This is a genomic window from Duganella sp. Root336D2 (genome assembly GCF_001425005.1).
Taxonomy (GTDB): domain Bacteria; phylum Pseudomonadota; class Gammaproteobacteria; order Burkholderiales; family Burkholderiaceae_D; genus Rugamonas.
In genome coordinates, this window is sequence record NZ_LMDB01000022.1 from 373,263 (window position 1) to 392,252 (window position 18,990).

Genomic DNA, 18,990 nt, shown 5'->3' on the forward strand with positions numbered 1-18,990 from the left:
CAGTTGCTCATAGTTACCTCAAATATAAGCCGGGGAGTGAAACTGGTTTAACTACAAGGGGTAGCTATGGCACCAAAAAAACAGGTTCTCGCAATCGCAGTTGCATCACTTTTCAGCAACGCCGCGTGGGCGCAGGAAGCGCCTGCCGGCGAAACCGCTACCGTGGTGGTGACCGGTACCCGGGTCTCCAACCGCACGGTACTCGACACCACCGCACCGGTGGACGTCATCAGCGCCGACAGCATCAAGAACGCCGGTGTTCCGGAAATCACGCAGGCGCTGTCCGTGGCGCTGCCTTCGCTGAATTTCCCGCGTCCTGGACTGGCCGACGGTACCGACACCATCCGCCCCGCCACGCTGCGCGGACTGGCGCCTGACCAGACCCTGGTCCTGGTCAACTCCAAGCGCCGCCATACTTCCTCGCTGGTCAACCTGAACGGCACCATCGGCCGCGGTTCGGCGGCGGTGGACATGAACTCCATCCCGGCCGGTATCGTCAAAACCATTGAAGTGCTGCGTGACGGCGCTTCCGCGCAATACGGTTCCGACGCAATTGCAGGCGTGATCAACGTACGCCTGCGTACCGACCGCACCGGTGGCGAGGCCAGTGTGAGCTATGGCCGCCGCGATACCGAATACAACTTCAATCCGGGCACGCCGCCAGCCGGCGCCACCTGGGGCGTGCAGGATTCGCGCAAGCGCAAGGACGGCAATACGCTGAACCTGAGCCTGTGGAAGGGCATGGAGCTGGGTGAAGACGGCTTCCTGGTGCTGGCACTGGAGCGCAAGCGCCAGCATCACACCGAGCGATCGGGCTGGGACGTGCGCCAGCAATATCCGCTGCTGAACGGCGCCTTCGACCCGCGCGAAGCGACGATCAATCGCTTCAACGCCTGGTACGGCGAGCCTGAGCTGACGCAGAACACCTTCTTCGCCAATGCCGGCTATAACCTGGCCGGCGGCGTCAAGCTGTATGGCTGGACCAGCTACCAGGACCGCGATGCGCGCTCGGGCGGCTTCTTCCGCCGTGCGATCCAGGACAACAATACGATCCAGATTTATCCGGATGGCTTCCTGCCGATCATCGCGCCGGCGGTGGAAGACTTCAGCGCGGCCTTCGGCGCGACCTGGAGCGCCGGCGCGTGGGAGATGGATACCTCCCTCACCTACGGCGAAAACCGGATGGACTTCACCATCGAGAACACGCTGAACCGTTCCCTTGGCCCGAGCTCCAAAACCGCCTTCGACGCGGGCGGCTTCAAGTACGACCAGCTCACCTTCAACCTGTCGGCCGTGCGCCAGTTCGAAGTGGGCCTGTCTTCGCCGCTCAACCTGGCAATTGGTGCGGAAGCGCGGCGTGAAGGCTACGCCCTGCATGCCGGCGAACCGGATTCCTGGCGCAATGGCGGCGTGCTGCTGCCGAACGGGCAGCCGACGGCGTCCGGCTCGCAGGTGTTCCCTGGCTTCCGTCCGAGCGACGAATCGGATGCCAACCGCAAAGCCTACTCGGTGTTTGCCGACGTGGAAGCGAACGTGACGGAGAACCTGCTGGCATCGGCCGCGGTGCGCGGTGAGCATTACTCCGACTTCGGCAACAACTGGTCGGGCAAGCTGGCGGCGCGCTACAACTTTTCGCCGTCGTTTGCCCTGCGCGGTTCGGCGCAGAACGGCTTCCGCGCGCCGTCGCCGCAACAGCAGTTCTTCACCTCCACGGCGACCAACTTCGTCGGCGGGGTACCGTTCGATATCACCACCTTCAAGCCGAGCGATCCGGCTGCGATCGCGTTGGGCGCCAAACCGCTCGATGCAGAGAAGTCGACCAACTTCTCGCTTGGCGCCGTCGGCAAGATGGGCAAGGCCAGCCTGACGGTGGATGCGTTCCAGATCAAGATCCGCGACCGCATCGTGCTGTCGGAGAACCTGCTGCAGACCAATGTGCGCGACTACCTGGCCTCGCAAGGCTTTATCGGCGTTGGCGGCGGACGCTTCTTCATCAACGGCGTGAACACCACGACGCGTGGTGTGGACGTGGTGGCGAACTATCCATGGAACGCCGGTAACGTGGGCAAGTTTGACTTCACGCTGGCGGGCAACTACACCAAGACCGAAGTGACCAAGGTGCCGGTGACCGCGCAGTTGGCTGCGCTGAATCCTGCGCCGCCGCTGTTTGATCGCGTCAATGTGCTGACCTTCGAGCATGGCACGCCGCAGACCAAATTTACGGCCAGTGTGAACCATACGCTGGGCAACTGGAGCGGTACCTTCCGCGCCACGCGCTACGGCAAGGTGCTGCAGCCGGACGCCAACCCGGCACGCGATCACTGGATGACGCCGAAGACTTTGGTGGACGTCGAAGGTCGCTACAAGATCACGCAGCGCCTGACTGCCGCGGTGGGTGCCGAGAACCTGTTCGACCAATATCCGGACCCGTATCCGGCGCTGTTGAACGGCACCGGCAATGCACCGTATTCCAACTACTCGCCGTTCGGCCGCTCCGGCCGCTTTGTGTACGCCCGTTTGAACTACGCGCTTTAACCTGTCTTAACCCGGTTTTACAGTTGAGCAGATTTTTTACAAGAGCGTAATACTGCGATACAAAAAGCGGGGTTTTGGATAACCGGCTGTTACACCGGCCTGCGACGATGGGCATCGACGATATTGAACTATCCCGATGCCCATTTCATTTGTTCGCGGCGCGCTGTCGCTGGCCGCCATCTTCCTGTTTTGCCTGAGCTACTGGATCCACCGGTACTTCGGGCAGGTCGACATCCACCAGATCGCCTATCACCTGGACTTCGGCCTCGATCTTGCGAGGACTTCCGACCCGGTATTTGCCAAGCGATTCGTACGCTGGTGCGTGATCGCGCCACTGCTGTTCTTTGTGCTGCTGCGCTGGCTGCAGAGCCGCCTGGCACAGCGGCAGCAGCGCCTGCTGCCACCTTTGCTGCTTGCCGCCGCCATCGGTTTCTGGCTGTGGGACGTATCGGCCTTCAAGTATCTGGAAGCGAACTTCGGTGCCGACTACTTCGGTGCGAACTATGTGCCGCCAGCTTCGGTTGCCCTGCACGAGCAAAAGGCGAAAAACCTGGTGCTGATCTACGTCGAAAGCCTGGAGTCAGGCTATGCCGACCGCAACGCTTTCGGACGCGACTTGCTTGCGCCGCTGACCGCACTGCACGGCACCAGCTTTCCCGACTACGAGCAGGCGCCCGGCACCAGCTGGACCATCGCTGCGATGGTCGCCACCCAATGCGCAGTGCCGCTGGAACGGGTGTCGATTTTCGACGGCAATACGCAAGGACAGATGATGGAGTCCTTCCTCGGCAAGGCGGTGTGCCTGAGCGACCTGCTGGCCCAGCGCGGCTACCGCAACGTGTTCATGGGCGGCGCCGCATCGAGCTTTGCGGGCAAGGATAAATTCCTGCGCCAGCACCACTACCACGAGGTTTACGGCAAGGATGAATGGCTGCAGCGCGGCGCCGGCGAAAGCACGATGAATGGCTGGGGCTTGTACGATGCCGATTTGTTCCGCCAGGCGAAGGCAAGGCTGCGCGACCTGGCGGCCTCGAAACAGAAGTTCAACCTGTCGCTGCTGACGGTCGATACCCACGAGCCGGCCGGCATGCTGTCGGCACAGTGCGCGCAGCAGGGCTATGCGGATAAATTCGACGGCATCGTGTCCTGCACCGCGGCAGCGGTGGCGGACTTCGTGCGCTATGCGGAGCGCAGCGGCTACCTGGAGAACACCAATGTGGTGATTGTCGGCGACCACCTGTCGCGCAAGAATCCGCTATCGCCGCAGCTGGCGCAGATGCCGCGCCGGACCATCTTCAATACTTTCCTGGCCCACGAGGCAGCGGTGCCCAACCGTGCGCAGTTGCTGCATTTCGACCTGTTGCCATCCATCCTCGAATTCATCGGCTACCAGGTGCCGGGCGGCCGCCTGGGCCTGGGCTACAGCGGCTTCAACGCGCACCGTCCATTGCCGCCGCCCGAGCGGCTGGCGGCAATGGAGCGCGACCTGCTGAATCGATCGCGCGAATACCTGGCCCTGTGGGATGGGCGCAAGTGAATCAGGCGCCGGCCCAGGGCAGGCCGGCCTTGCACCAGCCGCCCACCGTCTTGCGATGGCCGTCGGCGTTCTTGTCGCCTTCAAAGCCTTCCAGGATATCGTAGCACTGGGTATAGCCGGCTTCGGTCGCCGCCTTGGCCGCGTGGCGCGAACGCACGCCCGAACGGCACAGGAAGACGAGCACCGTGTCCTTGCCCGGCACCGCCGCTGCCAGCTGTCCCAGGAAGTCCGGGTTCGGCGTACCGCCCGGATACACGTTCCACTGCGCCGCAAGGTGCTGCCCGGCCGGAATCGCCACCCGTCCCACCCAATCGCGCTCGGCATTGGTCCGCACATCGACCAGGCGCACATGCGGGTCGCATTTCAGCAGTTCGTATGCCTCATGCGGGGTCACTGCACCGGCGTAGGGCAGGGAAGTGTCGCGTTTGCGTGCACGGTCGAGGATTTCGGAATTGGAACTCATGGTTTTTCCTTTATGATGACTGCACCACAACGATGCATTTGCATTAATTGGTGCAATATTGCACCACCATGGTGCAATGATCGGCAAGCGCACCCGCCTGGTGCGTCTTTTCGCGTGCCGGTAGTAGGGAATTGGCTGGCATGATATCTGCTTAATGTACCACCAGCGTTCGCCGCACCCAAGAGGTCGCGGCAGTTTTTTCACTTAGGAGATATGTAATGGCACTGACCGCCGCAGATGTTCTGAAGATGGTACAAGAGCACGAAGTCAAGTTCGTGGACTTCCGTTTCGCCGATACCCGTGGCAAGGAACAGCACGTAACCGTGCCTGTGTCCCATTTCGACATCGACAAATTTGAATCGGGCCACGCTTTCGACGGTTCTTCCATCGCCGGCTGGAAAGGCATTGAAGCTTCGGACATGATCCTGCTGCCGGATCCATCGACCGCCAATATCGACCCATTCTTCGAAGAAACCACCCTCTTCATGCAGTGCGACGTGATTGAACCGTCGGACGGCAAGGGCTACGACCGCGACCCGCGCTCCATCGCCAAGCGCGCTGAAGCCTACCTGAAATCCTCCGGCCTGGGCGACACCGCCTACTTCGGCCCTGAGCCGGAATTCTTCATCTTCGACTCCGTGAAGTGGAAGATCGACATGTCCGGCGCCATGGTCAAGATCGACTCCGACGAAGCTTCCTGGTCGACCGACAAGGACATCGATGGCGGCAACTCCGGCCACCGTCCAACCGTCAAGGGCGGCTACTTCCCGGTGCCTCCGGTCGACTCCTTCCAGGACATGCGTTCCGAAATGTGCCTGATCCTGGAATCGATGGGCATTCCGGTTGAAGTGCACCACCACGAAGTGGCTGGCGCTGGCCAGAACGAAATCGGCACCAAGTTCTCGACCCTGGTCGAGCGCGCCGACTGGACCCAGAACCTGAAATACATCGTCTGGAACGTCGCTCACTCCTACGGCAAGACTGCGACCTTCATGCCTAAGCCTATCGTTGGCGACAACGGCTCCGGCATGCACGTGCACCAGTCGATCTGGAAAGACGGCAAGAACCTGTTCGCTGGCGACGGCTATGCCGGCCTGTCCGATTTCGCGCTGTACTACATCGGCGGCATCATCAAACACGCCAAGGCACTGAACGCGATCACCAACCCGGGCACCAACTCGTACAAGCGCCTGGTGCCAGGCTACGAAGCGCCAGTGAAACTGGCTTACTCGGCGCGTAACCGTTCGGCTTCGATCCGTATTCCACACGTGGCCAATCCAAAAGGCCGCCGTATCGAAACCCGCTTCCCGGACCCGCTGGCCAACCCATACCTGTGCTTCGCAGCACTGATGATGGCCGGCCTGGACGGCGTGCAGAACAAGATCCACCCAGGCGAAGCAGCGTCCAAAGACCTGTACCACCTGCCGCCGGAAGAAGATGCACTGATCCCAACCGTCTGCGCATCGCTGGAAGAAGCGCTGGATCACCTGAACAAAGACCGTGAGTTCCTGACCCGCGGCGGCGTGTTCACCGATTCGATGATCGATGCCTACATCGAACTGAAGATGACCGAAGTCACCCGCATGCGCATGACCACTCACCCGGTCGAGTTCGACATGTACTACTCCCTGTAACCAGGGCTCGACTGCCGGAATTGCCTGGCAGTCAACAAATACGCGAGGTCAGCCAGCTGCTTTCCTCGCGTTTTTTTTCGGATGTTGTATAGTCGGGGCATGAACACTCGCACTCTCGTATTACATGGGCTGGCGCTGCTGGCCGTGAGTGGCGCAGCGCAGGCGCAGCAAATTTTTCTCTGCGTGGATGCCGATGGCCGCAAGGAACTGACCGATAGCCGCAAGGGAAAGAACTGCAAGATGCTGGACCTGCCTGGCGCCGCGATACCCGCGCCTGCCGGAGCGCGCCGCGGCGCCACGCCGTCCGCACCTGCCGTAGCGCCAGCCAATTTCCCCCGCGTTGAAAGCTCGGAGCAGAAAGCCCGCGATGCCGACCGCCGCGCCATCCTGACCGATGAGCTCAACACCGAAAACCGTAAGCTGGCGGATTTGCGCAAGGAATTCAACAACGGCGAGCCCGAACGCCGGGCCGACGAGCGCAATGCGGCCAAGTACCAGGAGCGCGTCGCTGGCCTGAAGGACAGCATCGCGCGTGCGGAATCGAACGTGGAAGCGCTGAAGCGCGAGCTTTCCAATATCAAATGATCCCAGACAGCCCTGCCAGTATCCGGCCCGCTGAACTGGCAGGACTGGACCTGCTGGCATCGGCCGTTGTCATCGTCGATGGCGGCGGCCATATCCTGTACCTCAACGCCGCCGGCGAGAACCTGCTCGAATCGTCGCTGAAAGCATTGGCGCGGCAAGCGCTGGGCGGCCTGTTCGCGGCGCCGCTGGAACTGGAAAACATTATCGCGCAGGCGCGCGATCACAAGTTTTCCGATGTACGGCAAGAGCTGGTGCTGGAGCGCGCCGGGCGCGAAGCGCTGCATGTGCACATCATCGCCAGCGCGCTGGACGAGCCGGATGGCGCGGTAATGATCGAGCTGCGCGAAATCGTGCAGCAGATGAAGCAGGACCGCGAAGAGCGCCTGATGGACCAGAGCCAGGTCAACAAGGAGCTGATCCGCAACCTGGCGCACGAGATCAAGAACCCCCTGGGCGGCATCCGCGGCGCGGCGCAGCTGCTGGAAATGGAGCTGCCGCCGCTGCACCTGACGCAGCTGCGCGAATACACCCAGGTCATCATCAAGGAAGCGGACCGCCTGCAAACGCTGGTGGACCGCCTGCTGGCGCCGCACCGCCGGCCGCATATCGTGGGCGACGTCAATATCCACGAAGTGCTGGAGCGGGTGCGCAGCCTGATCCTGGCCGAGTTCCCGGTCGGGCTCACCATCCGCCGCGATTACGACGCCTCCCTGCCCGAATTCCGCGGCGACAAGGAGCAGTTGATCCAGACGGTACTCAACATCGCCCATAATGCGGCCCAGGCGCTGGCATCGCGTATCGAACAGGGCGACGCCGAGATCGTTTTCCGTACCCGCGTGGCACGCCAGATGACGCTGGCGAAGGTGCGTTATGCGCTGGCATTAGATTTGCATATCATCGATAACGGACCGGGCATCCCGCCCCAGATCCGCGACCGTATCTTCTACCCGCTGGTGTCGGGCAGGGATGGCGGCAGCGGCCTGGGGTTGACGCTGGCGCAAACCTTCGTGCAGCAGCACATGGGGGTTATCGAATGCGAAAGCAGGCCTGGTCAAACGGACTTCAGAATCTTATTGCCTTTGCCTTGATCGGATTAAATGAAACCAATCTGGATAGTTGACGACGACGAATCGATCCGCTGGGTGCTTGAGAAAGCACTGGCGCGGGAGAACCTCGCAACGCGCAGCTTTGCCAATGCGCGCGATGCGGTCGCCGCGCTGGAACATGAGACACCGCAGGTGCTGGTGTCGGACATCCGCATGCCGGGCGACTCCGGCCTCGACTTGCTGCAACTGGTGAAGCAGCGCCATCCCGGCCTGCCGGTGATCATCATTACCGCCTTCTCCGACCTGGATTCCGCCGTGGCGGCCTTCCAGGGCGGGGCCTTTGAATACCTGGCCAAGCCGTTCGACATCGACAAGGCGGTGGAGCTGATCCGCCGTGCGCTGGACGAGAGCCTGCGTGAATCGAGCATCGAATCCGGGCCGGCCGACACGCCGGAAATCCTGGGCCAGGCGCCGGCCATGCAGGAAGTGTTCCGCGCCATCGGCCGCCTGTCGCAGTCGAACGTGACGGTGCTGATCACCGGCGAATCCGGTACCGGCAAGGAGCTGGTGGCACGGGCGCTGCACAAGCATAGCCCGCGCTCGGACCAGCCTTTCATCGCCATCAACACGGCGGCGATCCCGAAAGACCTGCTGGAGTCCGAACTGTTCGGCCATGAGCGCGGCGCCTTCACCGGCGCCCAGACCACGCGCCGCGGCCGGTTCGAGCAGGCCGAAGGGGGCACGCTGTTCATGGACGAAATCGGCGACATGCCGTTCGACCTGCAAACACGCTTGCTGCGCGTGCTGTCGGACGGCCACTTCTACCGTGTCGGCGGCCACTCGCCGCTGAAGGCCAATGTGCGCGTGATTACGGCGACGCACCAGAACCTCGAACAGCGCGTGCGCGATGGTTTGTTCCGCGAGGACTTGTATCACCGCCTGAATGTGATCCGCCTGCGCCTGCCCAGTTTGAGGGAGCGGCGCGAGGATATCCCTATTCTGGTGCGCCACTTCCTGGTGCAGAGCGCGCGCCAGCTGGGCGTGGAAGCCAAGCGCATGAGCGATTCCACGCTGGCCTTCTTGCAGCAGCTTGAGTTGCCGGGCAACGTGCGGCAGCTGGAAAACCTGTGCAACTGGATTACGGTGATGGCGCCGGGGCAGTCGGTGGAAGTGAAGGATTTGCCGCTGGAGCTGACGCAGGGGCAGGAGAGCCATGCCGCTGCTGCTCCCGTCGCTGCAGAGACGGCAATGCCGCAGCATCACGGCACGGTACAGCCGCTGGCCCTGCCGGCACTGGCCACCTCGCCGGAAGGCTGGCTTAGCCTGCTCGAGCTGCAGGCTGCGGGGATGCTGAGCAGCGGGCAGCAGGATGTGATGGATATCCTCGGGCGCCAGTTTGAGTCGGCCTTGATCCGCACGGCGCTGAAATACACGCATGGACGCAAGAACGATGCAGCGATCCGGCTCGGTATAGGGCGCAATACCATCACGCGCAAGATCGCCGAGCTCGGCATCGACGGCGCCAAGGACGATTAAAACCGGTAAACCTGGGTCAGACCCAAGGGTCAGACCCGATTACGCGACCGTCGCCCCTCGGGTCTGACCCTTGGGTCAGACCCTGGTTTACCGGGTTTAGGGTATGCTGCGGGCTTGGAAATTTGAGGAGCCTGCATGCTGATTAACTGCGTCGCCTACCAGGATGGGCGCAAGCTGGCTGATATCCCGGTGGAGGACATCAGCGATTACGTGGCGCGTGAAGACGCCTTCGTCTGGGTCGCCCTGCGCGACGCTTCAACCGCCGAACTCGAAGTGATGCAGGAGGAGTTCGGCCTGCACGAACTGGCGGTGGAAGACGCCGGCCGCGGCCAGCAGCGGCCGAAAATCGAGGAGTACGGCGACTCGCTGTTCGTCGTCGTCAAAATGCTCGAACTGCGCGAAGACGAACTGCACGTCGGCGAAGTCGACATCTTCGTCGGCCCGAACTACGTGCTGTCCAACCGTTCCAATTCGACCAAGGACTTCCTCGGCGTGCGGGCCCGCGCCGAACGCGAACCGCACCTGCTGCAGCAGGGCTCCGGCTTCGTGCTGTACGCCTTGATGGACGCGGTGGTCGACCGCTATTTCCCGATCATCGATACGCTGGAACTCGAACTGGAAAAGATCGAGGAACGCATCTTCATCCGCGGCTCGCAGCAGGACAATATCGAACGGCTCTATGAACTCAAGCGCAAGGTGATGACGGTGCGCCATACCGTGGCTCCCTTGCTCGATGCAATCGGAAAGCTCCATGGCGGCCGCGTGCCCTCGGTCTGCAGCAATACCCAGGAATATTTCCGCGACGTCCATGACCACTTGCTCCGAATCAACTCCGCTCTCGATACCATGCGCGAGACCATCGGGACCGCGATCCAGGTCAACCTGTCGATGGTGGCGCTGGAAGAGGGCGAAGTGAACAAGCGCCTGGCGGCATGGGCGGCAATTTTCGCGGTATTGACCGCCTTTGCCGGCCTGTGGGGCATGAATTTCAAGCACATGCCCGAACTGGACTGGCGCTTCGGCTACCCGGCCGCCCTGACTTTAATGGCTGTTGTTTGCGGGGCATTGTATCGACGCTTTAAGAAGGTGGGCTGGCTCTAGCGGTATATAATTTACAATAAACAACCTCCTATGGGGCTGGGCATGGTGGATGACGCAATGTTGTTCGACGATGATGAGACGCCAGCCCCGGCTGCGGTCCTTGCCCCTTGGGAAATCCTGATCGTTGATGACGAGCAAGCGGTACACCAGGTGACAGAACTGGTGATGTCGGACTTTGAGTTCGACGGCCGCCGCGTCCACTTTTCCCATTGCTATTCCGGCGCCGAGGCGCGCGAACGCTTGTCGCGCCCCGGCCAGTTCGCCCTGATCCTGCTTGACGTGGTGATGGAGTCCGAACATGCCGGCCTCGAGCTGGTGCGCTACATCCGCGAAGAGCTGGGCGACCGCAATGTACGCATCGTGCTGCGCACCGGCCAGCCGGGCCAGGCGCCGCAAGCGCTGGTGCTGAAGACCTACGACATCAACGATTACCGTGAAAAGACCGAGCTGACGCACGCCAAACTGAGCACCGTGTTCTACTCCGGCCTGCGCGCATACCGCGACCTGATGCGCCTCGACCGCGCCCGTCTTGGTTTGCGCCGTTCAATCGACGCCATCACCCACGTCTGCGATTCCGACAACCTGCGCCATTTCTGCTCTGCCGTACTGGAGCAGGCCTCGGCCCTCCTGGGCCGCCAGGCGGAGGGCGTGTGCGCCAGCCGCATGAACGCCTACGCCGCCGCGCGCCAGCCGGGCCGGCTGCAGGTGCTGGCGGTGACCACGGCCTATGCCGAACTGGCGCTGGAAGAAACCCTGGACCACTTGCCGTCCCAGGTGCGCGAGGCCTTCCTGCGCTGCATGGCGGAGCAGGCCGACCACTATGGCCCGCTGTACTACGCCTGCTACTATCGCACGCGCGACGGCAATGAAAGCCTGCTCTATATGTCGTTCAGCGAGCCGCTGGAACACGAGGAGCGCGAGCTGCTCGGCCTGTTCTCGGCGAATGTCGCCATCACTTACGAACGCCTGCTGGCACGCGAGGAACTGGAAGCGACGCAGGACGCCATCATCCACATCCTGGGCGAGGCGCTGGAAAGCCGCTCCGCCGCGTCGGGCGGACACGTCGAGCGCGTGGGCGAGATCGCCGCCATGCTGGGCGCGGCGGTCGACATGCCGGACAACGCGGTGCGCCAGTTGCGCCAGGCAGCGCCGCTGCACGATATCGGCCATGCCGGCATCCCGGACGAAATCCTCAACCTGCCAGGCCCGCTCAATGCGGCGCAGCGCACGCGCATGCAGGGCCATAGCGATATCGGTTGGAACATGCTGTCCTCGTCGCCGCAGCCGGTATTGCAGCTGGCTGCGCGTATCGCCCACGAGCACCATGAACGCTGGGATGGCGCCGGTTACCCGCAAGGCTTGCGGGGCGCCGACATCAGCCTGGCCGCGCGCATAACCGCGCTGGCCGATTTCGTGGACGCCATGGTGAGCCCGCGCAGCTATCGCCCGCCGCACTCGCTGCAGCATGCGCTGGACGAAGTGCGCGAGGGCAGCGGCAGCCGCTTCGACCCCGCACTGGCCAACATGCTCCTGCAGCACCAAGGCGAGCTGCAAGAGCTGTATCGGCGCTACCCACCTCATTAGGAGCCCGTCATGGAATTATTCGACGCCAACGACGCGCGCACCCTGGCCGAAGCGGCGTTGCGCTCGATTACCGATTCCACCGCGCGCGCGCGCGGCGATGAATTCTTCCGCGTGCTGGTACGCGACCTGGCGGCGGCGCTGGAGGTGACCTATGTGATCGCGGGCCGCGTGATTCATATGCCCGATGGCCAGGAAGGCATCCGCACGCTGGCGGTATGGGGCGGCAGTGAATTCCTGCCGAATATGGAGTACAGCCTGGAACATACTCCTTGCCACAACGTCACCGACCAGACCATGTGCTTCCATGGCTGCGGCATCCAGCAGGATTACCCGCTTGACACGCTGCTGGTGGACATGAAGGCGGAAAGCTATGTCGGCATGCCAATGGTCGATACCGAGGGCAAGACGCTGGGCATCCTGTCGGCCATCGATACCAGGCAGATCGACGAGAACAAGCGCTTGCTGGCGCTGTCGCTGCTGTCGATCTTCGCGGCGCGTGCGGCAGCCGAGCTGCAGCACCAGGACCGCGAGCACCTGCTGGAAGAAAAAGTTGCGCGCCGCACCGATGCCTTGCGCGCAGCGCAGGCCAGCCTGGTTGAGCAGGAGAAGATGGCGGCATTGGGATCGCTGGTGGCCGGCGTGGCGCATGAAGTGAATACGCCGGTGGGCGTGGCGCTGACGGCGGCATCGGCCATGAGCAGCTATACCGCGCAACTGGTGCAGGCGCTGGAAGCGCCGAAAGTGAGCCGCTCCGACCTGGTCAACCTGGCCGCGCGCCTGAACGACGCGGCGGCGCTGATCGAACAGAACCTGCACCGCGCGGCGGCCCTGATCGGCAATTTCAAGCAGTTGGCGGTGGATCAGGGCACCGAGCACGTGAGCACCCTCGCGCTGAAAGACTATGTGCAAGGCGTGGTGTCGGCGCACAGTCCCGAATTGCGCAAGGCCGGCATCAAGGTGCAGGTCGAAATGGATCACCTGCTGCGGCCACGCCTGCCGCCCGGGAAATTCTCGCAGGTGCTGTCCAACCTCCTGATGAACGCGGCGCGCCACGCTTATCCCGACGGCCAGGGGGGCACGGTGACCGTGCGCGCCAGCGAGGCGGACGGCTGGCTGGACATGGATTTCATCGACCAGGGCGTCGGGCTGGCGCCCGGCGTGCAGGAAAGGATTTACGAGCCCTTCTTCACCACCAAGCGCGGGCAGGGCGGTTCAGGGCTGGGCATGCATATTGTGTACACCATCATGCAGCAGATGGGCGGCGCGGTGGAAGTGCACAGCAAGCCCGGGCAGGGCTGCCGCTTCCACCTGCGCATTCCGTTCGAAGTCAGGACTTGTCAGCCGCCTGCATAGACAGCGCAACGGCTTCCGCCACCTTGATGCCGTCCACGCCGGCCGACAGGATGCCGCCGGCATAGCCTGCGCCTTCGCCGGCCGGGAACAGGCCGCGCGTGTTCAGGCTTTGCAGGTCGTCGTTGTTGCGCTTGATGCGGATCGGCGACGAGGTGCGGGTTTCCAGGCCGGTCAGCACGGCGTCGTGCTTGAAGTAGCCCTTGACCTGCTTGTCGAAGGCCGGGAAGGCTTCGCGCAGCGCCACCACGGCGTATTCCGGCAGGATGGTCGCGAGGTCGGTCCAGGTGATGCCCGGCTTGAAAGACGGCGTCACGGCGCCGACATCGCTCGAAGCGCGGCCCGCCACGAAGTCGCCCATCAACTGGCCCGGCGCATTGTAGTTGGAGCCGCCCAGCACATAGGCTTTTTCTTCCAGGCGGCGCTGCAGCTCGATGCCGGCCAGCGGGTGGCCCGGGTAATCCTCTTCAGGACTGATCGATACCACGATGGCGCTGTTGGCATTGCGTTCGGCGCGCGAGTATTGCGACATGCCGTTGGTGACCACGCGGCCCGGCTCGGAAGCCGCCGCCACCACGGTACCGCCAGGGCACATGCAGAAGCTGTAGACAGCGCGGCCATTGCTGGCGTGGTGCACCAGCTTGTAGTCGGCCGCGCCGAGGATAGGATGGCCGGCATTCGGGCCGAAGCGGCACTGGTCGATCAGCGATTGCGGGTGCTCGACGCGGAAGCCGATCGAGAACGGCTTGGCTTCGACGTAGACGCCGCGCTGGTACAAGGATTCAAATGTGTCGCGCGAACTGTGGCCGATGGCCAGTACCACATGGCTGGTTTCGAGGTATTCGCCGCTGGCCAGGTGCAGGCCGCGCATCTGGCGCACGCCGTTTTCCTCGCGGATGTCGAAATCGGTCACGCGCTGCTCGAAGCGGATTTCGCCGCCCAGGGCGGTGATTTCCTCGCGCATGTTTTCCACCATCTTCACCAGGCGGAAAGTACCGATGTGCGGTTTGCTGACGTAGATGATTTCTTCCGGTGCGCCGGATTTGACGAATTCGGTCAGCACTTTGCGGCCGTAGTGCTTAGGGTCGCTGATCTGGCTGTACAGCTTGCCGTCCGAGAAGGTGCCGGCGCCGCCTTCGCCGAACTGCACGTTCGATTCAGGGTTCAGCACGCGCTTGCGCCAGAAGCCGAAAGTATCCTTGGTGCGCTCGCGAACGGTCTTGCCGCGCTCGAGGACGATAGGCTTCAGGCCCATTTGCGCCAGGATCAGGGCGGCGAACAGGCCGCAAGGCCCCATGCCGATGACTACCGGGCGCGCTTGCCTGCCGTCGGCGTTGACGCCATGCGCCACAAATTTGTAGGCCATGTCCGGCGAGACCATCAGGTGCTTGTCGTCGGCACGTTGGGCCAGGACGCCGGCATCGTCCGTGGTTTCCACGTCCACCGAGTAGATCAGCGAGATATTCGACTTCTTGCGCGCATCGTAGCTGCGCTTGTAGACGGTAAAACCCAGCATCTGCTGCGGTGAAATCTTCAATCGGGCCAGGATGGCTTGCGCCAGCTCCGGTTCAGCGTGGTTGAGGGGGAGCTTGATCTCGTTCAGTCGCAACATGGTGGTTTTCTCTCTCGGATGGGGCGCGCAACGGGCCCAAAGGCGACATTTTACCTGCTTCCTTCTTAACGAAGTGGTGTTGGTTGCACGCCATAAGGCTTTGCCGATTCCCGGCAGGCTTCCTGGCGACTTCGGCACAATCTGCTTTTTTCATTATTCATTGCTGAATTGACATGCTCTGATTTGCAAGCCGCACCCCGCGGCAAGTACAAAAACAGAGAGTCAAAGAGGAAACGATGATGAAAGAAACCATCCTGTCGCGTTCAGTGCGACTGATGTTCATGGCCGGCCTGGGCGTAGCTGCCCTGCCGGCGATGGCTGAGGAGACCATCCAGCGGGTCGAGATCACCGGCTCGGCAATCAAGCGCGTTGCCGTTGAAGGCGCGCTGCCGGTACAGACCCTGTCCAAGGCGCAGATCGAGCAGACCGGCGCTACCACCGTGGCCGACCTGGTCGCCACGCTGCCCTCGATGCAGGGCTTCGTCACTTCGTCGGCGTCGATCAACGGCGGTGGCGGCGGCGTGCAGACCGCTTCGGTGCATGCCATCGGCACCGGCTACACGCTGGTATTGCTGAACGGACGCCGCATCGCGCCTTACAGCTCGGGCTCCGCGGTCAACCTGGCCTCGATCCCGCTGTCGGCGGTCGAGCGGGTGGAGATCCTGACCGACGGCGCTTCCGCGCTGTACGGCTCCGACGCGATTGCCGGCGTGGTCAACTTCATCCTGAAGAAAAACCAGACCGACGCCAACATCGAGCTGACCTACAACCGCCCCACCAAGGGCAGCGCAGGGGCCACCTCGAACGTCGCCATCTCCAAGGGCTTCGGCGAGCTGGAGACCGACGGCTTCAATGTGCTGCTGGCCTATAGCCACGACGCGCAGAAAGAGTTGAGCGCGAGCGACCGCCGCTTCGCGGCGCCGGGCGGGGTGCATGCCTTCGGCGAGGGCGGCAAGGGCTATTCGCTGTACCAGGTATCGGCCAATTCGATCCCGGGCAACGTCAATGCGCGCACCAGCAACGGCAATGTGCTGTTCAACCCGAGCCTGATCAACACCGGAACCTGCGGTGCGCCGAATACCTTCAAGGTCGGCGACCGCTGCATGTTCAACTACGGCTCGGTGGTCGAATTGCTGCCGGAACTGAAGCGCGACGGCTTGTTCGCTTCCACCCATATCAAGCTGAACGCCGACTGGACCGTGTTTGCCGAAGGCCTGTACTCGAAGTTCACCAGCACGGCGCGCTATGCGCCACCGGCCCAGCCGCTGTCGCTGGACATCAATTCCCCGCTGTACAACGCCCACGTGGTGCCGGCGCTGGTCAAGCTGGGCGTGAACCCGGCCACCGTGAACTCGGCGACCATGAGCCTGCGCCTGGTCGATGCCGGCGGCCGTACCGACGACTGGAAGACCGAAGCCAAACACCTGGCACTTGGCGTAGAGGGACGCCTGGGCGGCTGGGACGTGGCTGCTTCCTACACCCATTCCGAAACCACGGCGGAAGACCATGCGGTATCCGGCTACACCAGCAGCGACAAGCTGGACGCACTGATGGCCTCCGGCGCCTACAACCCTTTCATCGTGCCGACTGCGGAAACGCGCGCAGCGCTCGCCTCGGCCGTGCTGCACCAGAAGCTGGATGAGACCACCTCCAAAATCGATGTGGTCAACCTGCGCGGTTCGCGACCGGTCTTCGAAGCGCCGGGCGGCTCGGCCATGCTGGCGCTGGGCGGCGACTTCCTGCGCCAGAAATATGTCTACGATCCTAGCGCAATCACGATGGGCGCCAACAGCCTGCAGCCGAACTTCACCGACAGCCCGATCGGCGGTATTTCGGGTTCGCTGCCGACCGACGCCTCGCGCAAGAACTGGGGCGCTTTCGCCGAACTGGTGGTGCCGGTGGTGAAAGGGCTGGAACTGACCGCCGACGTGCGCTACGACAGCTACGACGCGGTCAAGGACAAGATGAACTTCGACAGCACCGGCAAGCTGGTAGCGCCGGGCACCAAGGGCAATGAGGCGAGCAAGACCACCTACAAGCTGGCCGCCGCCTGGCGCCCTGCGGAAAGCGTGCTGGTACGCGGCTCCTACGGCACCGGGTTCAAGGCGCCGGTGATGACCGACATTACCAACCCGCTGCAAGGCGGCGGCTCGTCGAATGCGCACCCTTGCCCGATCACCTCCGGCCCGCTGCTGCCGCTGTGTAACGGCAACTCGGAGTACAACCTGCTCAATGGCGGCAATCCGTATGCCGGCGCGACTGGCTTGAAGCCGGAGACGTCGAAGCAGGCTTCCATCGGCCTGCGCGTCGAGCCTATGCGCGAACTGTCGATCGGCTTTGATTTCTGGGATGTGAAGATCAACGACCAGATTTCCAAGCTGCCGGAAAACGAGGTGTTCAACAATCCGGCCAAGTATATGGGGCTGTTCGTGTCGTACTACGACCCGATCCAGAAGCAGAACACGCTGGCCGCCTCGCTGACGCCATTCAACCTGGCCAAGTCGCATTACCAGGGCATCGATTGGGACCACACCTACAAGCAGGGCAGGCTGTCGTTCAACTGGACCGGTACTTATATGAAGAAGGCGGATTTCCAGACGCTGGCGACCGACCCGGTGGAAAACAGCGTGGGCCGCTTCGATTCGTATAACTCGGTGACCTTCCGCTGGATCAGCAAGGTCGTGGCGAGCTGGAAGCAGTCGGATGTGCTGACCCATTCGCTGACCGGGGTGTACAAGTCCGGCTACCATGATATGCCGATCAGCGAGGGCAGCCAGGCGGTACGGGATGAGGCTGGGAACTTCGTGGCCCTGAACCGCAAGGTTGGCGACTACCTGGTGTGGGATTGGCAGACGCGCTATCGCTTCAATCCGAACCTGGTGCTGACTGGCGGTATCAAGAACCTGTTCGACCGGGAGCCGCCGTTCTCGCAGCGCATTGCCGGCGGCGGTAACCAGATGGGGTTTGATGCGCGGTATACCGATCCGCTGGGAAGGCAGTTGTACTTGGTGGGGAATTACAAGTTCTAAACAGGTAAATCTGGGTCAGACCCAAGGGTCTGACCCTCAACGGTCTCTAGGCTGGGGGGAGGGTTCGAGGTCTTTGACATTTCAATAAGTCAAAAGCCCAGAACCAGCCCCGTAGCAGACGAGCAGACAGGGTCTGACCCTTGGGGCGGACCCCGGTTTACCGGTTTTAAATCCCACCCCAAGCCGCAGCAAGAATCGACACCGCCGCCAACGCCGCAGTCTCCGTCCGCAGCACCCGAGGTCCAATCGACAAGGGCAGGGCGCCATGCCGCAAAGCCTCAGCCTCCTCCTCATCGGAAAAGCCGCCTTCCGGCCCGACCATGATGCTGAGCGCCTGCGCCGGCTGGTGCCTTGCCCAATCCGCCAAAGATTCCGTTGCGCGCGGCGTCAGGATCACGCGCTTATGCAAATCCTGCTGCGAGATCCAGTCGCGAAACTCGAGCGGCGCCGCCACCGGCGCCAATCGATTCCGTCCGCACTGTTCCGAAGCCGACACCACGATCCCAGTCCAGTGCTCCAGCTTTTTCTCCGCCCGCTCCGCCGACAGCCGCACCACGCAGCGCCGTGCCGCCAGCGGCTGGATGCCGGCCACGCCCAGTTCCACCGCCTTTTCGATAATCCAGTCCATTTTCGACCCTTCGGGCAAGGCCTGGGCCAGGGTCACGGCAAACGGCAGTTCCGCCTCGCGCGGGTCGAAGACCTTGAGCTCCGCCCAAGCCTTCTTCTTTTGCACTTCTGTCAACACTGCCGTATACTCGCCGCCATCGCCATTGAACAGGGTCAGCGTGTCGCCCGGCTCCATGCGCACCACATTGACATGGTGGGCAACATCGGCGGGCAGTTCCAGTTGCTGGCCAGCGGCAAGGGGCTGTGGCACGTGGAAACGGGGCATATGGTCACTTCGGAAAGGTTGAAATGCACCAATTTTAAGCGTTGGTGTCACGCTCTGGTAAAATATCGGGTTCCGAAAGCGGCGCC

At 62.7% G+C, this 18,990-nt stretch carries 13 protein-coding genes; 10 read left to right on the forward strand and 3 right to left on the reverse strand.

Annotated elements, in window-relative coordinates; genetic code table 11:
* Window positions 1–66 precede the first annotated feature (66 nt).
* Both ASD07_RS17525 and ASD07_RS17530 read left to right on the forward strand, forming a co-directional pair.
* Window positions 67–2,535 (forward strand): TonB-dependent siderophore receptor, encoded by a 2,469-nt coding sequence (locus tag ASD07_RS17525; protein ID WP_055933134.1) that lies wholly within the window; start codon window positions 67–69, stop codon window positions 2,533–2,535.
* 136 nt (window positions 2,536–2,671) lie between these two features.
* Window positions 2,672–4,072, forward strand: coding sequence for a sulfatase-like hydrolase/transferase (locus ASD07_RS17530; RefSeq protein WP_055933137.1), 1,401 nt, complete (start codon window positions 2,672–2,674; stop codon window positions 4,070–4,072).
* A 1-nt stretch (window position 4,073) separates the two neighbouring features.
* Here the strand turns inward: ASD07_RS17530 and ASD07_RS17535 are convergent, their stop codons facing one another.
* On the reverse strand, window positions 4,074–4,535 hold the full coding sequence (locus tag ASD07_RS17535; protein WP_055933140.1) for a rhodanese-like domain-containing protein: 462 nt from the start codon (window positions 4,533–4,535) through the stop codon (window positions 4,074–4,076).
* A gap of 218 nt (window positions 4,536–4,753) precedes the next feature.
* On the opposite strand from ASD07_RS17535, the gene glnA reads away from it, so the two are divergent.
* The 7 genes from glnA (at window position 4,754) to ASD07_RS17570 (ending at window position 13,374) form a co-directional block, all read left to right on the forward strand.
* On the forward strand, window positions 4,754–6,169 hold the full coding sequence (glnA, locus tag ASD07_RS17540) for a type I glutamate--ammonia ligase (RefSeq protein ID WP_055933143.1): 1,416 nt from the start codon (window positions 4,754–4,756) through the stop codon (window positions 6,167–6,169).
* A gap of 99 nt (window positions 6,170–6,268) precedes the next feature.
* Window positions 6,269–6,754 (forward strand): DUF4124 domain-containing protein, encoded by a 486-nt coding sequence (locus ASD07_RS17545; protein WP_055933146.1) that lies wholly within the window; start codon window positions 6,269–6,271, stop codon window positions 6,752–6,754.
* On the forward strand, window positions 6,751–7,842 hold the full coding sequence (gene glnL / locus ASD07_RS17550) for a nitrogen regulation protein NR(II) (RefSeq protein ID WP_055933149.1): 1,092 nt from the start codon (window positions 6,751–6,753) through the stop codon (window positions 7,840–7,842). The genes ASD07_RS17545 and glnL overlap by 4 nt, the downstream gene beginning before the upstream one ends.
* A 9-nt stretch (window positions 7,843–7,851) precedes the next feature.
* A complete protein-coding gene (gene ntrC, locus ASD07_RS17555) occupies window positions 7,852–9,336 on the forward strand; it encodes a nitrogen regulation protein NR(I) (protein ID WP_055933152.1) in 1,485 nt (494 codons plus the stop codon).
* 135 nt (window positions 9,337–9,471) lie between these two features.
* On the forward strand, window positions 9,472–10,437 hold the full coding sequence (gene corA, locus ASD07_RS17560; protein WP_055933154.1) for a magnesium/cobalt transporter CorA: 966 nt from the start codon (window positions 9,472–9,474) through the stop codon (window positions 10,435–10,437).
* Window positions 10,438–10,494: 57 nt separating this feature from the next.
* Window positions 10,495–12,021, forward strand: a complete 1,527-nt coding sequence (locus ASD07_RS17565) for an HD domain-containing phosphohydrolase (RefSeq protein ID WP_162246569.1) — start codon at window positions 10,495–10,497, stop codon at window positions 12,019–12,021.
* Between the two features lie 9 nt (window positions 12,022–12,030).
* A complete protein-coding gene (locus tag ASD07_RS17570; RefSeq protein WP_055933160.1) occupies window positions 12,031–13,374 on the forward strand; it encodes a GAF domain-containing sensor histidine kinase in 1,344 nt (447 codons plus the stop codon).
* On the opposite strand, the gene ASD07_RS17575 is transcribed toward ASD07_RS17570, so the two are convergent.
* Entirely contained in the window at window positions 13,349–14,983 is a 1,635-nt protein-coding gene (locus tag ASD07_RS17575; protein WP_055933162.1) for an NAD(P)/FAD-dependent oxidoreductase, read from the reverse strand. The two genes, ASD07_RS17570 and ASD07_RS17575, sit on opposite strands and share 26 nt — an antisense overlap.
* Window positions 14,984–15,219: 236 nt before the next feature.
* Here ASD07_RS17575 and ASD07_RS17580 point away from each other — a divergent pair, with 236 nt between their 5' ends.
* Window positions 15,220–18,012, forward strand: a complete 2,793-nt coding sequence (locus ASD07_RS17580) for a TonB-dependent receptor (RefSeq protein WP_055933165.1) — start codon at window positions 15,220–15,222, stop codon at window positions 18,010–18,012.
* Window positions 18,013–18,178: 166 nt separating this feature from the next.
* Here ASD07_RS17580 and ASD07_RS17585 read toward each other — a convergent pair whose 3' ends face one another.
* On the reverse strand, window positions 18,179–18,904 hold the full coding sequence (locus ASD07_RS17585) for a 16S rRNA (uracil(1498)-N(3))-methyltransferase (RefSeq protein WP_055933168.1): 726 nt from the start codon (window positions 18,902–18,904) through the stop codon (window positions 18,179–18,181).
* Window positions 18,905–18,990 lie beyond the last annotated feature (86 nt).